General features: G+C 65.1%; 4 protein-coding genes and 1 pseudogene. 4 read left to right on the plus strand and 1 reads right to left on the minus strand.

Features of this window, described 5'->3' with window-relative positions; translation table 11 throughout:
- Positions 1–861 (plus strand): lytic transglycosylase domain-containing protein (locus NEI07_RS06790; RefSeq protein ID WP_256033584.1); only part of this gene is annotated, 861 nt, incomplete at its 5' end.
- Here NEI07_RS06790 and NEI07_RS06795 read toward each other — a convergent pair.
- Positions 862–1,254, minus strand: coding sequence for an SH3 domain-containing protein (locus NEI07_RS06795; protein WP_256033586.1), 393 nt, complete (start codon positions 1,252–1,254; stop codon positions 862–864). It lies immediately after the preceding gene.
- Between the two features lie 179 nt (positions 1,255–1,433).
- Between NEI07_RS06795 and NEI07_RS06800 the strand changes: the two genes are divergently transcribed.
- The 3 genes and pseudogenes from NEI07_RS06800 (at position 1,434) to NEI07_RS06810 (ending at position 14,853) form a co-directional block, all read left to right on the plus strand.
- On the plus strand, positions 1,434–6,599 hold the full coding sequence (locus NEI07_RS06800; RefSeq protein WP_256033588.1) for a hypothetical protein: 5,166 nt from the start codon (positions 1,434–1,436) through the stop codon (positions 6,597–6,599).
- A pseudogene (locus NEI07_RS19830) lies at positions 6,596–12,459 on the plus strand (alpha-2-macroglobulin family protein). Before NEI07_RS06800 ends, NEI07_RS19830 begins: the two are co-directional and overlap by 4 nt.
- A 90-nt stretch (positions 12,460–12,549) precedes the next feature.
- The gene (locus NEI07_RS06810) at positions 12,550–14,853 is read left to right on the plus strand and encodes a transglycosylase domain-containing protein (protein WP_305123643.1); all 2,304 of its coding nucleotides are present in this window, start codon (positions 12,550–12,552) and stop codon (positions 14,851–14,853) included.
- Positions 14,854–15,800 lie beyond the last annotated feature (947 nt).

The raw sequence follows: 15,800 nt of genomic DNA on the forward strand, positions 1-15,800 counted from the left end.
CGCAATTTCTATCTCCAGGCGGCCGCGCATTCGACGACGTTCTACGGGCAGCTCGCCAATTCCCGCCTCGGCGCCGACGAGCGCCCGCTTCGCCCGCCCCCGACAGCCGCCTCCGGCGACAGCCGAGCCGAAGCGGTTCGCGTCGCCGAGTTGCTGTTCGCCGTGGGCGAGAAGGACGTCGCGGCGCCGCTTGCGCTCGACGGCGCAAAATACTTGCAGGACGAGGCGCAGGTCGCGGCGCTCGGAGAGGTCATCGCGCGCCAAAGCGACGCGAAACTCTCGCTCATTTTCGGCAAGGCCGCTTCCTATAGGGGAATCGCGCTCGACGACGTCGCCTTCCCCGCCTATGGCGTTCCGAATTTCAACGCGCTTCCAGGCTCGGCGTCCCGTTCGATCGTCTTCGCCGTCGCACGCCAGGAAAGCGCCTTCGATCCAAAGGCGGTCTCCTCCGCGGGCGCCATGGGCCTGATGCAGATGATCGCCTCGACGGCGCGGCACACCGCCTATATGCGCGGCGTCAGCTTCGACATGTCGCGGATGCTGAGCGACCCGCCCTTCAACGCCCAGCTCGGCGCGGCGCATCTCGGCATTCTGCTGGGCGAATATCGGGGTGCCTATCTCCTCACCTTCGCCGCCTACAACGCTGGCGGCGGTCGGGTGAAGCAATGGATCGACGCCTATGGCGACCCACGCAAGCCCAATGTCGATCCGATCGACTGGGTCGAGCGGATTCCGATCACCGAAACGCGCAATTACGTGCAGCGGGTGATGGAGAATTTCGTCGTCTATCGGGCGAAGTTCGAGGATACGGGAACGCGGTCGCCGCAAGTCGAACTGGCCCGCGCCGGCGACAGCCTCTGATTAGCAGGGAAAGCGGTTGTGATAGCCGAGCAGGTCGCCCAGCGGCCAGCTGTGGCGCAGCTCCGTTAGCGGCTCGGCGAAATATTGGCTGCTACCCGAATAGGGATAGCCAAAATCGCAGCCGGACGTCTGGGTGACCCTAGACGACATGAACACAAGCTCCAGGGTCGCGACGAAAAAACGCCTATTGTCGATGGCGATGCGCGTCCAGCTTGGATCGTCGCGCAAGATTTTGACCTCCGTCCCCGCCGGCGCGGTCGTGATCGCCGCATAATTTTCCTCTGGACCCGCGCGCAGCACCGCCGGGTAGGCGAGCGTCAGCTTTATCGCCGCCGCCTGCTGAGCGCAGGAGAGCGCGCCAAAAAGAACAAAGGCAAATAGCGACCGACGCATGCCGACTTCCCTGGTTTTGATGTGCGCTCGCGCAATCCCCAGACGCAGAACCTAGCCTAAAAGATATTCCTGCCGGCTCCAAATGGCGCCGGTCAACAAGTGCGTGGGGCAGCGGCATGGACGAATCGTCGGCGCAACGAAAGGCGCGTGGCTCTCGACTCAGGCGCCGCGCGCGGCCTATGCTTGACTCCAGCGGCGGCGGGAACTTTCCGGCAAATCCGCCGCTGGCTTACGGTGCGCTCATGCGGCGGATCGCGTTTTCTCTTGTCGCCGCCTTCGCGGCGTATTTTGCGCAGCCGTTGTGGCGCGCCACGCAGAACGCGATCGCCGAGACAAGAGCCAAACCAAGCGCGATCAGCCTTACGCCAGGCGAGTTGGCGGCGGATCGAGACGGCGCGAGCCTCCTCGCCGCGCCAGCGCCAGGCCGCTATTCGATTCGCGCAAAAAGTCCTTCCGGCGCGCGCATCGAACTCGTCGACATGATCGCCGGCCCGCTTGACTCAAGCGGCGCGCCCGGCCTGCGCGACGGACGCATCGACGCGTTGCTCGACAAAGGCGTCTACAAGCTACGGGTTTTCGGCGTCAAAGGCGCGAGCGGCAAGGCCGCGCTCTCCGCGCAGGCGTTCGTCGAAGCCAGCCCCTCGAAGCCGACGCTCGCGCCAGGGCGCATCCAAAGCGGGGAACTCGGCGATCTGCAGCAACGCTCCTATTCCTTCGACGTCGGCGCCGAGGGTCGCGTGAGCCTTGAAGCGATCGGCCGAGCGCTCAGCGACCTGCGCGTCTGGCGTAGCGACGGCGAACTCGTCGATCTCGCCTTCGAGCAGGAGACGGTCGAAACAAAACCGGGCCGCGCGATGAATCGGCTGCGTGTTGAAGGCGCGCTGGAGCCCGGGCGCTATGTCGTCACCGCCTATGGCGGCGAGAAGCTCGTCTGGGCGCAAGGCGATGCGTCGCAGCCCTTCTTGCTGCGGCTTGAAGAGCCGGCGCTGCTCGCGGCGGGCGTCGCCGAGGGCGTGATCGGCCCCTTTGGCGCCGCGCGCTTTGACGCGCCGGCGAGCTATGACGCCTTTCGCCTCGATCTCGCGCAGACGACGCCGGCGCGGCTTGAAGCGCGGCGCAACGACGCGAAAGAGATCGCGACAATTTCGAAGAACAGCCGCACGCCGTCCGCAAACGTCAGGCTCGCGTCCGACAGCAAGACAAACGCGCGTCTTGAAGTCTCCGGCTATGAGGGCCAGGCGTTCACGCTGCGCGGTCTGCGTCAGTCGGACCGCGAAACATTCGAAGCGTTCGGACCGCATCTTGTCGGCGTCGATCTTGCTGGCGACGGGGGCGATGAAGCCCCTGCCACGGCGCTCTTCGCGCGCATAGAGAAGGATGGCAAGACGCGGGTGATCGCCTCGGACGCGCCGCGCATCGGCGCCGGAAAAGCGTGGCGGGGAAAGTTCAATCTGTTCGGTCCGACGTCGATTCTCTTCGAAGCGACGCGCGACGGGCGCGTCGCGATCGACGCGAAAGGGGTCAAAGTCGACGCCTTCATTGAACCGGCGCTCGGCGCGCAGGCGCCCCGCGCAGACGGAACAAACCCGGCACGCTACGATCTGCAGGCGGGCTATTATTTTCTCAGGCTCGAGCCAAAGGGCGACTCAGCCGGCGTGATCGACGTGACGCTCGGGCCGCCCGGCCTCTCTGTATCAACGCCTGCGGCGGCGCCTTCGCGCCCAACAATTTCTTTCGGGACGCAGACTCTCGAAAGGGACGGCTCCTATCTCATCCTGACGAATATTGCGCCGCAACTTCTGACCGGGCCGCGCGTCGTCGCGCTTCCCGTCGAACTCGACAAGGCGCCATTGGCGCTCTGGCAGGACACAGGCAAGGACGTCGCGCTGCCGGTGCGGCTTCCCAAGACCGGCAAGGCGATTGCGCGCGATTGGCATGGCGCGGATGTCGCGCTGACGCTCGGAGATCAAAAGGAAGAGAATGAGCAGCGTCTCGCGACAATAAAGATCGCGGCCGCGGAAAAACCGCGCGCGCTGGGCCTCATCTTCGTTCCCGAACCGACGCCGGCCAAATCCGAGGAGCCCGGCAAGCCCGCGCCAACGGCCCTTTCCGCAGCCGTCGCGCGCCCGGCCTTCTTCGATCTCGCGCGCGACGAAACCAAGCGTCTGCGCTTTGACGTCGCGCAAGGCGGCCTTTACCGGGTCGAAACGCTGGGGCGCATGAAGACCGCGCTGCGCGTCGGCGCGAATGTGTCGCCGCGACTTGGCGAAGGCGATGCGAATGGACCCGGCGACAATGCGCTGGTGACAGCCTTTCTGCGCGCCGGCGCCTATCGCGCGGCTGTCACCGCAAAGGACTCCGCCGGCCATCTCGGCCTTGCCGTTTCATCTGCGACTCTTGCGCCGACGGCGAAACTTGTCGACGCGGGAATCGCGCGCGCGACGCTCGATTCCGGCAAGGGCGCGATCGTGCCGATCGAGATCACCCGCGACGGCGAATATCGCATCGAGCTTCTCGGCCTGAAGCAGAAATGGCGCGCGAGATTGGAGGACGCCGACGGCTGGCCGCTCGCGGCGCCGGGCGAAATGCAGCGCGTCACACGGCGATTCGAGAAAGGCGTCTATCGGCTGGTCGTCATGCCGAAAGACGTCGAAGCGCGCATGGCGGCGCGACTGACGCCGATCGTCGCCGCGAAGGCGCTGGAAGGGCATGGTCCGCATCCCCTGCCCTTCGGCAAAGCCCAGAGGCTGCAATGGCGCGAACCGCAGGCGCGCGATGCGCCGCGCGCGCCCGACGTCTGGCGCTTTGCGCTCCATGGCGACGCCGAGATCGATCTTTCGATCGGCGACGGCATGGTTGGCGAGATCTTCAAAGGCGAGACGGACAGCGTCGGCAAAATTGCGGCGGGCAGGCCGTTCAAGTCGAAGCTGACGGCAGGCGATTACCGGGTCGAGGCGCGAAGCCTCGCTCATGACGATCGCCTCGATTACGAAGTTTCGCTCGACTCTAAGGAATTGCAGCCAGATGCGCGGCGCGCGGTTCAGCCGCCGACGCACGTTGATTTCTCGCTGGCGAAGGACAGCGTCGTCGACCTTGCGAGCTTCGGGGACATTGAAACGATCGGCGTGCTGAAAGACGGCAGGGGCGACGTGATCGAGCGCCTGCAGCCGCGCGCCGATGACTGGAATGTCGCTCTGTCGCGGCGATTGCCAGCGGGAAATTACCGGCTCGAACTCGAACCGCTTGGCGCTGCGCCTAGCGCCCCTGTGGAAGCTCAGCAAGAGCCGAGCGAAGAAACCGAAGAATCCTCGAATGAAGAAGAGGTCGCGGAAAATGAAGAAGCGCCTCTAAGCGGCGTCGAGCTTCGCTTGTCGCTTCTTGAGGAGAAGAATGACGGCGCGCTGACGCTCTCTGGCGAAAAGACGCTGAACGGCGCCGGCGCGCATATCCTTTCTCTGCCGCCTGCTCCCTCGGCGAGTCTCGCGCTGATCGCGGCGCGCGCCGAAAGCGAGGTCGCCATCTCAATCGAGCGGCGCGACGCTGGCGGCCAATGGCGCGCGATCGGCGTCGAGCGCGGGCGCGCGCCCGTCGCGGCCTGGCCTGCGGCCGGCGAAGGCGAAACGCGTGCGGTCGTCTGGACGATCGGCGGCGAAAACGCGCCAATTTCGCTCGTCGCGCGGGCTGTCGAACGCCGTCCGCGCCGACTGGGCGAAATCGCGCTTGATCCGGTCGACGGCGTCGCCGGAGTCTGCGTCGCCAAGGTTGCGACGCCCGACGCGGCCCTCGTGACGCTGACGACGCAAGAGAATATCGCCGCCGGCTCGATGGCGAGGACATTATTGCGCGCGGCGCGCTCCGGACCGCTCGCGCCGCAAGCGCCGGAATTGTGGCTGATGGGGCGCGGCGACTGCGCCTCCCGGGTCGGCGTCGCCGCTTTCGACTGGAAGGGCTCCGAGATTTCGCTCGACGTCGGCGAAGGCGAGCGCGCTCATCTCGTTCCGCTCGCGTCAGCCGCCGGCAAGCTACGACTGTGGCTCGCGCGGTCCGCCTTCGCTCAGCCGGCGCTCGACGGCGGACGCGGCGTCGGCGTGGCGAAGGGCGCCGCGCTGACGCTCGCTGGCGACGCTCCGCTCGAACTTTGGAACGCTGAAGGAGTCGCGCCGATGCGCGTCACGCTGAACGCGATTGATGTCGAGACGCGGCCGGCGATGAAGGGCGACGCGCTATTTTCGGGGATCGTCCCGCCGATGAGCGCGCAGCCTGTCGACATGGACGACGCCGCCGGGCCGCTCGCGCTCGACCTCGCCGGCGGGCTCGCCGCCTTCGCGCAGCCGCGCGTCGTCTTCGGCGATGGCGCCGCCACGTCGCGCATTCTGCACGGCGTCAAATCGCGCGTGCTTCTCGTCAATCTGACGCAAGCGCCGCTGCCGGCGCGCATCGCACGCGAGACTGGCGAGAGTAGACGACTCGACGCAAGCCGGGCGTTCACGCGCTTCTTCCCGACTGCAGGACAAATCTCGCTGCCGCTCGACGCGCAGCAAAACGACAGGCTGATCGTCAGCGGCGCGAAGGCGACGGTGATATCGAATAGCGGCCGTGTTTCACGCGGCGAGAACATTGCGCTTGATGGGGCGGGCGAAGCGATCATCGATCATGGGCCGGGCCTCGTCGCTTTTTGGATCGAGCGCGCCGGCGCATCGCCCTGGCCGGCGCCGGCGGCGCGCGCGCTCAATCCGCCGCAGCGCGTGGCGCTCGAGGGCGCCGCGATGCGCTTTTCGATCAGGAGCGATAAGCCCGCGCTGTTGAGAGCGACGGGCGGCGCGCCGGCGATCGTCGGTTTCACGCAGAATGGCAGGCTGGAGACGCTCGCTTTCGCGAATGGCGTCGATCTTCATCGCTACATGACGCCGGGCGAAGCGACGCTCGACATTTACGCGCCTTATGACGGCGCGCTGTCCGACATGCTCGATATTTCGACGCAGCCCGTCATCGAGGCGCATGAAGGCGTCAACGACGCGGTGGCGGTTTCGCCCGGCGCAAGCGCGCTCTTCAGCTTCGAGGTGAAGGACGCGCGCAACATCGGCCTCGGCGTGCGCGCGGAACCCGACCGCATCAATGCGCGGCTGATGGATGCGCAAGGCAAGACGCTCGGCGAAGGCGTCGCGCAGACGATGACGCTTTCGCCCGGCCGGTATTTTATCGAGGCGCGGACGCCCGCCGACGCGCAGGCGACGACGATCCGCGTCGCGATCGTCGGGCTGTCCCCGCCTGTGAACGCGCCGCCGGCGGAGATCGTCGCGGAGCTGCTCGACAAGGCCGGCATGAAGAAAAGCAAGGCGCAATGACTTCGAAAGGCGCGGCGATGAAAAACATTCTGCTTCTCTCTCTTTGCGCCTTTCTTGGCGCGTTTCTTGACGCCGCGGCGCCGCTGCGCGCCGAAACCCCGCCTGTCTTCGACCGCGCGCAACGCGCCGACGGCGCGCGCGTCGCGCCCGACAGATTCTTGCGCGCCTATGATCCGGTGACGATCTTCTTCGCTAGCGACACGGGGCCGAAGGCCGGCGGCGCGGAAGACGCGCCGCAAAAATATGTGACGATGACCCCGCAGCCTGCCGGCGAATGGCGCTGGCTCGGTCCGCGCGCTCTGCAATTTCGTCCCGCCGACGCCTGGAAACCGCTGTCGCGCGTCGACCTGAAGCTCGGCTCGACGGAGATTAAACTCGTCGCGCTGCTGCCGACGCCGCGTTCCACCAATCCCGCCGAGGGCGCCGATCCGCAACTCGAACTGACGCAGATCGCCCTCACATTCGCCGAGCCGGTCGACGTCGCCGCGCTGGCGCGGCTGCTGACCATCGAAATTCGTCCCTCGCCCGGCGTCTCGCCGCAGGGCGGACAAATGCTCAGCGCTTCGGCCTATGAGATCCGCGCGCTGGAGCGGGGCGAGCGCGCCGAGGAACAGACCTACGTCATCCGTTTCCGCGAACGGATCGCCGATGGCCGCGTCGCGATCCTGCGGCTGCGGCTTTCCGATGAACCCAGCCTCGACGACCAGACCTATGAATTGCGGCTGCGCACCGCCCCGCCCTTCGCGGCGACGGAGGCAAGCTGCGGCCACGGCTGGAGCGACGACCGCGCCGAAAACGTGTTGCGTTGCGCATCCTATCTTACGACGCCCGAGAGCAGCGAAGAGGAAGGCGAAGCCGCCGCCATCCCCTATGCGCCGGCGAGCAAGCGGCAGCTAACGCTCTCTTTCAACGCGACGCCCGAGACGATCGACATTCTGCGTGCGCGCGAGGCGCTGCGCATCACGCCGCCTGTCGACGATCTTGCCGTCGAAACCGACGGCAGGCGGCTGCGCATGGTTGCGAAATTCCTGTCGGACCAGATTTACGAACTCTCCATCGCCGAAGGCGCGCTGAAAGACTCGCAAGGACGCGCGCTGGCGAGCGCCTTCTCGCAGCGATTCGCCTTCACGCGCGACGCGCCAGCGCTGCAATGGGACGCGGGCTATGGCGTCGCCGAGCGGTTTGGCCCGCAACTTCTGCCGCTGCGCGGGCGCGGCTATGATCGCGCCGACGTCCGCATCCACGCCATCGATCCGCTGTCGCGCGACTTTTTTCCCTTTCCGGCGCATGGCGTCGAAACGAGCGATTCCGACGCGCCGCCCCTGCCCGGCAACGAGCCGAAGTTGTGGAGCGAGACCGCCAACATCGAGGCTGAGGCGATCAAGCAGCGCATCAAGTCGCTCGGATCGCCCGCGGTGTCGCGGCTCGTTGAACTGCCGATCCGCCGCAACGGCCCCGACGCGAAATTCGGCGTCGACCTCAAGGAGGATTTCGCCAAAGTCAGCGGCCGCGACCAACCGGGCACCTATCTCGTCGGCCTGCGCGCGGTCGATGACGACAAGCGCCGCTGGCTGCGCGTGCAGATCACCGATCTCTCGCTGTCCGCCATCGAAGAGCCGACGCGGGTGCGTTTCGCCGTCACTTCGCTGTCGACGACGCAGCCCGTGAGCGGCGCGCAAATCCGCGTCGAAGGGATTAAGGACGAAAAATTCGTCACGCTCGCGAGCGGAACCACCGACGCTTCGGGCTTCTTTTCCTGGACGCCCGACAAGCGCGGCGGCGGCGAAGCGCGCCGCATCGTGGCCAACAAGGGGCTCGACACGCTGGTCATCGACCCCAACAGCGCGCCATCGGAATATTCGCGGGAAATCTGGTCAAAGCCGGAATCGGAATGGCTCGCCTGGACAAGCGAGGCTGACCAGCCGCGCGCCGAAAAGCCGCGCACGCTCTGCCATCTCTTCTCGGAGCGGCCCATTTATCGGCCGGAAGAATTCGCGCACATCAAGGGCTTCGTGCGCAGCTATCGGGGCGGCGCCCTGAGCCTCACCAAGACGGGCGGAACGCTTGTCGTGACAGGGCCCGCCAATCAGGAATGGCGCATTCCGGTGAAGCTCGACGCAGCCGGCGGCTTCTATCACAAGTTCGACGCGCAAACTCAGGCGACCGGCGATTATTCGGCGCGGTTCGAACCGGATGCGCGGAAAAAGGCGAAGAAGGCCGAGGCGCAGAAAGCCGAACCGGAAGAAGCGCCCGAGGGAGAGAGCGAAGTGGCAGAAGCCGCTGAGGACATCTCCTGCGGTCAGTTCACCTTCAAGAAAGAAGCCTATCGTCTGCCGACGTTTGAGGTCGTGCTCAACGCGCCGCAGACCGTTGCGCTCGACGGAACTTTCGACGTCGATCTCCTCGCCCGCTATTTCGCTGGCGGACTTGCGGCGGAGCGCCCCGTCAAATGGCGGGCCGCGCAATTTCCGCATGTCTTCTCGCCGCCCGGCCGCGAAGGCTTTCTCTTTTCGACCGACGCGCGCTTCTCCGGCGACGGCAAGTTCAAATCGACGGCTGTGCTGGAGCGCGATCAGCGTACCGACGCCGGCGGCGCCGCGCGCATGACCTTCGACACCGCGATCGAGCCGACGGCGCAGCCACGCCGCTACTCCATCGAAGCGACGGTGACGGGCGACGACGGCATCGAAGTGCGCAATGTGCAGAACGTCATCGCGCTGCCGCCTTTCGTGCTCGGCGTGAAGACGCCCCGCTATGTCGAGCGTCCCGGCGTTGTGACGCCGGAGCTCATCGCCATTGACGGCAAGGGGGACGCGGTCGTCGGTCTCGAGATGACGCTGCGGCTTATCAAGCGCAACTGGATTTCGACGCTGCAGGCCTCCGACTTCGCGCAGGGAGCGGCGAAATATGTCACGCAGACGCAGGACGACGTCCTGATCGAACGCAAGGTGACGAGCGCCAAGGAGGCGCAGAAGGTCGAATTGGCGACGCGCGACGCCGGCGTCTATGTCGTGCAACTGGAGGCCTATGACAGGCTCAAGCGCCGACAGCAGGTGAGCGTCGACTTTTTCGTCGGCGGCGATACGCCCGTCACTTTCGCGCGGCCGCCAGCCGAATCCGCGACCATCACGACCGACAAGGACAAATATGCGCCGGGCGAAACGGCGACGCTCATCATCCAGTCGCCCTTCCAGAATGCGCGCGCGCTCGCCATCGTCGAACAGCCGAGCGGCGTCTATGACTATGAGTTCGTCGACATCGCCAATGGCTTCGGCCGCTATGCTCTGCCGGTCAGAAAAGAGCAGACGCCAAAGCTCGCCGTGCATTTTCTGATCATGCGCGGACGGCTGAAGGATGCGCCGCCGCAACCGACGGCGAGTTTCGACCAAGGCAAACCTGTCACCATCGCAGCGACGAAATGGATCGAGGTGACGCGCCGGTCAAGAACATCGTCAATGTGAAGATCGAACATCCGGCCAAGGCGCGCCCGGGCGACGCGATCGAGGTCGCGCTACGGCTTTCCGACGACGCCGGCAAGCCACTCGCCGGCGAAGCGACCTTCTGGATGGTCGATCAGGCGGTGCTGTCGCTTGCAAAGGAACGCCCGCTCGATCCCCTGTCCGACTTCATCGTCGAGCGCGAAACCAAAATGGCGGCGCGGGACACGCGCAACATGGCCTTTGGCGTCATTCCGCTCGAAGAGATCGCCGGCGGCGACGGCGATGAACTGCAGGAATGGGGCGCTGAGAACAATATTTCCGTGCGCAAGAATTTCACGCCCGTGCCGATCTATCTGCCGAGCGTGAAGATCGGCCCCGACGGCGTCGCCAAAATCAAGGTGCAGCTTCCCGATACGCTGACCGTGTTCAAACTGCGCGCCAAGGCGGTCAGCGGGCCGGATCGCTTCGGCGCCGCGGGCGGCGAAATTCTGATCCGGCAGGCGCTCGTCGCGCAGCCGGCGCTGCCGCGCTTCATTCGGCCGGGCGATTCATTCGATATCGGCCTTGTCGCGCGGATCGTCGAAGGACCCGGCGGCGCCGGCAAGGCGTCGATCACGGCGCCGGCGCTGACGCTCTCTGGCGAGACGAGCCGCAAGATCGAATGGACGCAGAATAGACCAGTGCGCATTGATCTACACGCCGCGGCGCCCGCGCAACTTGCGGGCGACGCAACGCTCGGCTTTCGCATCGAGCGCGACGCCGATCATGCGAAAGACGCGGTCGAGATCGCCGTGCCGGTGAAGCAGGACCGCGAGGCGACGCGACGCTTCGAATTGGTCGAGATCGCGCCCGGCGAAACCAAGACGCTTGCTCGTGCTGGCGAGCAGTCGCGGCCGGGCAGCTTCTCGCGCGAGACGATCGTCGCCGCCGACCCGTCGCTCATTAAGCTCGTCGCTGGTTTGAATGCGCTCGTCGAATATCCCTATGGCTGCACAGAGCAACGCCTGTCGCTCGCGCGCGGCGGGCTGGCGCTGAAAAGTTTCGGGCCAATTCTCGCGGCGGCGGGGCTCGAGGATCGCGTCTCCGCCAATGTGAAATCGACGGCGCAAATCATCGACCAGTCGATCGACGCCGACGGGCTCGTCGCCTTCTGGCCGCGTTCGCGCGGCACGGTCTCGCTGACCGCCTGGTCTTACGATTTCCTCGCGCGGGCGGAGCGCGCCGGCGAGCCGATCGACAAGACCCTTTCGGAGCGCCTCGCCAATATCCTCAAATTGTCATTGCGCTCCGATTATCCACGACTGCTGTCGGGCGATGAATTGCGCGAGCGCGTCGAAGCGCTTGCGGCGCTGGCTGAAGGCGGCAAGCTCGACGACTCCTATGTCGCTGAATTTTCGCGGCGCGCCGATTTCCTTCCCAATATCAGCGTTGCGCAGATGGCCTCCGCCGCCGCGCTTCTGCCCAATGTCGATCAGCGCGCGCTGGCGGCGCTGATCGATACGATGTGGAGCCGCGTGAAGTTCGCGAACCGCAACGGCGTGCAGGTCTATGCCGGACAGGCGGCTGAAAGCGCTTCCCCGATCATCCTGCCTTCCGAGACTCGCAGCCTCGCCGAAATGGTGCGCGCCGCCGCGCTGACGGCCTCCGGGGATCCGCGCGCAAATGCGTTGCGCGACGCGCTGCTGCGGCTTGGCGAAGGCGATGGCTGGGGAACGACCAACGCCGACGCCGCGGCGATCGAAGCGCTGGCCGAGGGGTGGCGGCGGCCGACCGCGCCAATCGGCGTGACCTTCAATGATGGCGGACAGGATCGCGCGCTGACGCTCGACGCCAACACGCCGGTCGTCCGTCACGTCTCCAGCAGCGACGCGCCGCTGAAGATCGCCAACGGCTCCAACGCGCCGCTCGTCGCGATGATCGAGACCAGCTACATGCCGGCGGAGCCGGGCGCAAAAGCTCAAGCGACGAGCGACGGCTTTACGATCACGCGCCAGGGCTGGCGCATCGAAAGCGGCAAGGCGCCGGAGAAGATCGACGTTCGCGACGGCGTTTTGCAGGTGAAGCAGGGCGACCTCATCGAAGAGACGGCGGAAGTAGTCAATCCCGAGGATCGCACCCATATCGCCATTTCGATTCCGCTCGCCGCGGGCTTCGAGCCGCTCAATCCCAATCTCGCCACGGCGCCTGCCGAAGCGCAGCCCTCAATTGCGCCGACGCTGCCGCCGAGCTGGGTCTCTTATGGCGACGACCGCGTGTTCTACGCTTACGATTCGCTGCCAAAGGGAACCTATCGCTTCGCCTTTCGCCTCCGCGCGCAGACGGCGGGCGCCTATACGCAGCCGCCGGCGATTGTCGAAGCGATGTACAAGAAAGGCCTTCGGGCGACGAGCGCCGGCGCGCGGGTGGAGATTGGAAAGTAACGCGCATAACCCTCTCCCCTTGGGAGAGGGTGGCCCGGCGAAGCCGGGTCGGGTGAGGGGCAGCAATCTTTGTAGTTTTGGCGCGACCGCATGCCGACAAATATCGTAACCCCTCACCCGGCTGCTCCGCAGCCACCCTCTCCCAAAGGGAGAGGGTTTGCACGCGGCATCGCGCTTGCGCTTACTGTGGCCATCATCGCAACCGCCGCTTGGCTCTCGCATGAGGCGCTGTCGCGCGCCGAGCTTAATTCTCCGCGCGCCACCTCGATCGTCTACGATCGCAACGGCGCCTTTCTCACGCAGATCGGCGAGAAGACTCGCGATCCTAAGAGCAAAACCTCGCGCGTCGATTACGGCTATTGGCCCCTCGCCTCAATGCCGCAGCGCGTCGCGCGCGCGACGCTCGCTCTCGAAGACCGCCGCTTTTACGATCATCCCGGCGTTGACGTCCGCGCGCTGCTGCGCGCCGCATGGCGCAATCTGACAACGCGCGGCAGACGCGAAGGCGCCTCGACGATCGCCATGCAGGTCGCGCGCATGCAAGGCGAGCGGCCGCGCTCATTCGCCGAAAAGCTGATGCAGGCGGCAACGGCGCTCGCCATTGTCGCGCGCCACGGCCACGAAGCGACGCTCGCGCATTATCTGCGCCTCGCGCCTTACGGATTGAACGGCCATGGCGTCGCCCATGCCGCGCGCTTTTATTTCGACAAGCCTGTCGAAGACCTCTCCTGGGCGCAGGCGGCGCTGCTGGCCGCCATTCCGCAATCGCCGGGACGGATGAACATCTCCCGCGAGAGCGGTCTGACACTGGCGACGGCGCGCGCGCATCATGCGATCGCGCGGCTCGAAATCGATGGCGCGCTCGACGCGGCGCAGGCGGCGCTAGCGCGCGCCGAGCTCGATCATATGCGTCCGCTCGACGCCAAGCGCCGCCCCGAAACATTGCATCTGGCGCTGCGCTACGAAACGCTCGCGCGCGAGGGCCTGGCGCGGCCGGTCGCGGAGGGCGAGCGACGCATCAATGCGACGATCGATTTGGCGGTCGAACGAGACGTGCTCTGGCTCGCCCGCCGATACCTTTCGAATTTCCGCCGCCGCGGCGCACGGCAGGTCGCGGTGATGGTCATTGAGCGGGGAACCAACGCCGTCATCGCCGACGTCGGCTCCTCCGACTACAGCGACCCGCAGGCGGGGGCATTCGATTTCACCCGCGTGCGGCGCTCGCCCGGCTCGACGTTAAAACCCTTTATCTATGCGCTGGCCTTCGAGCGCGGCGTTCTCAGGACCACGGATCTCCTGAACGACATTCCCGAAGGCGCCTCGGGCGTATCGAACGCCGACGGGCTCTATCTTGGACCGCTGACGCCGCGTCAGGCGCTCGCCAATTCGCGCAACGTGCCGGCGACAAATCTGCTGCGGCGCGTGGGGCTTGAAGCGAACTTCAATTTTCTTCGCGACCTCGGCCTGCACGATCTCGAAACGCCGGCGGAGAGTTTCGGGATTTCGATGGCGATCGGCGCGCTGCCGGCGCGGCTCGAGGATGTGATGCGCGCCTATGCCGCGCTCGCGGACGACGGGATCATGCGCGACCTTGCGTTCACGCGCGACGAATCGCGACGTCCGGCGCGGCGCGTATTATCGGTCGACAGCGCGCGGCTGATCGCCTCGATGCTCTCCGATCCGCAGGCGCGGCTTCCCTCTTTTCCGCGCTATGGACCGCTCGAATATCCCTTCGCCGTCGCGGTGAAGACGGGCACGTCGCAAGCCTATCGCGACGCCTGGACGATCGCCTTCTCGCATAAATTCATCGTCGGCGTGTGGCTCGGTCGCGGCGACGCCGGCGCGATGCGCGCGATGACCGGCGTGTCATCAGCGGCGCGACTCGCCCACGCCGTGCTCGTAAAGCTCCATGACGCGAAGCCCGGAGACATCGCGCCGGAAGTTTTTGCGCCGCCGCCGGGACGCATCGCCATCGATCTCTGTCGCGCCGACGGCGGCGCCGACTGCGCGCAGACGCTGCGCGAATGGGTGAAGCCGGCCGAGGGGAAAGCGGCCGAGACCTATGATGCGAGTCCTGCTCAGGGCGAGAGCATGGCTTCCGCGCCGGACTCTCAGGCGACAGGCGCCGCGCCGCTCGTGATCGCGACGCCTGAGCACAACACACATATCTGGCGAAACCCGGAGCAGCCTGAGCGCTTCAACCGTCTCGCGCTGAAACTCGCGCCAACAGGCGCAGATGCGCAGATCGTCTGGACGGTCGACGGCGAACCCTTCGCGACGGCGCAGGCGAACGAGACCGTGTTCTGGCCGATGACGCCCGGCAGACATCGCATTCAGGCGCGACTGGCGCTCGCGCCTGTCGCGTCGCGCGCGGTGAAGGTTGTGATCGAGTGACCCTGAGACACGAGGCCCACTGCCGCTATGAGGCGAATTTAGAAAGAGACGTAGCTAATAGTTCAAACTCCGCTTTATTAATATAGTACCTGCACACTACATCACTTTCACTAATGGTCATGATCCCGAAATAACCGTCTTGATTTCTACGACATTCAATAGTGATACAGTACTCTCCGTTCATGGAGAACTCACCTTTACTATGGATGCTTATCTCCTTCAGTAGTTCGCTATTTTCTCTTGGATCTGAGAAGATAGAGGACAGCCACCGTCTAAAGGAAAGAGCCACGTCGATGCTCCAAGCTATTCGCCAAATCCACACTTCATTGTCCCAGGCCAGCTAGCCTCTTCTTCCCTGTCTTTTTCGCTTCGACAGTAAGCGGCGGCGGGGCGCGCTAGTTCTTTCCCGCCCTGCAGAGCTCGGCGCTTACGCCCCGGAATAGGGGGTTGTTCCCTGACGAGTCGCAGGCTCTTTCAATTTCTCGCTGGTCGAAAAAAGCCTTGCCGTCTCTGGTTATGAACAAAGAGTCGTCAGAATATATGATCTCATAGGTGAGCGGATCACGTAAGGAACGCACATATTTCAGCGGCTTGCAGAACGTAAGCGTGATTGGCTCATTGGTGTTCTTGTCGAATCGCCGTCCGCACTCCGCAATCGAAAATCTATCCCCATTTATCTCGGCCCTATAGCGTGTTACATAATGATTTATATTATATGGCCTAACCGTCTCCCTCGCGTCTTTCAGATATTTTCCTTCCTCGCAATTCGACCATACCGGTCCATTGTATTGATCCTGCATCGGCCCCTCTTGGACCGTAAAGCCATTAATCGGCGCGAGACTTTCAGAATTGCCATTCCGAACAACGTGAATGTCACCCCCATGACCGACAGACTCAACAGTGGAGGCGTCGAGATTCAGAAACGTTGTGTCGTCAGGAGCGTAATA

This window comes from Methylocystis suflitae (assembly GCF_024448135.1).
Classification (GTDB): Bacteria; Pseudomonadota; Alphaproteobacteria; order Rhizobiales; family Beijerinckiaceae; genus Methylocystis; species Methylocystis suflitae.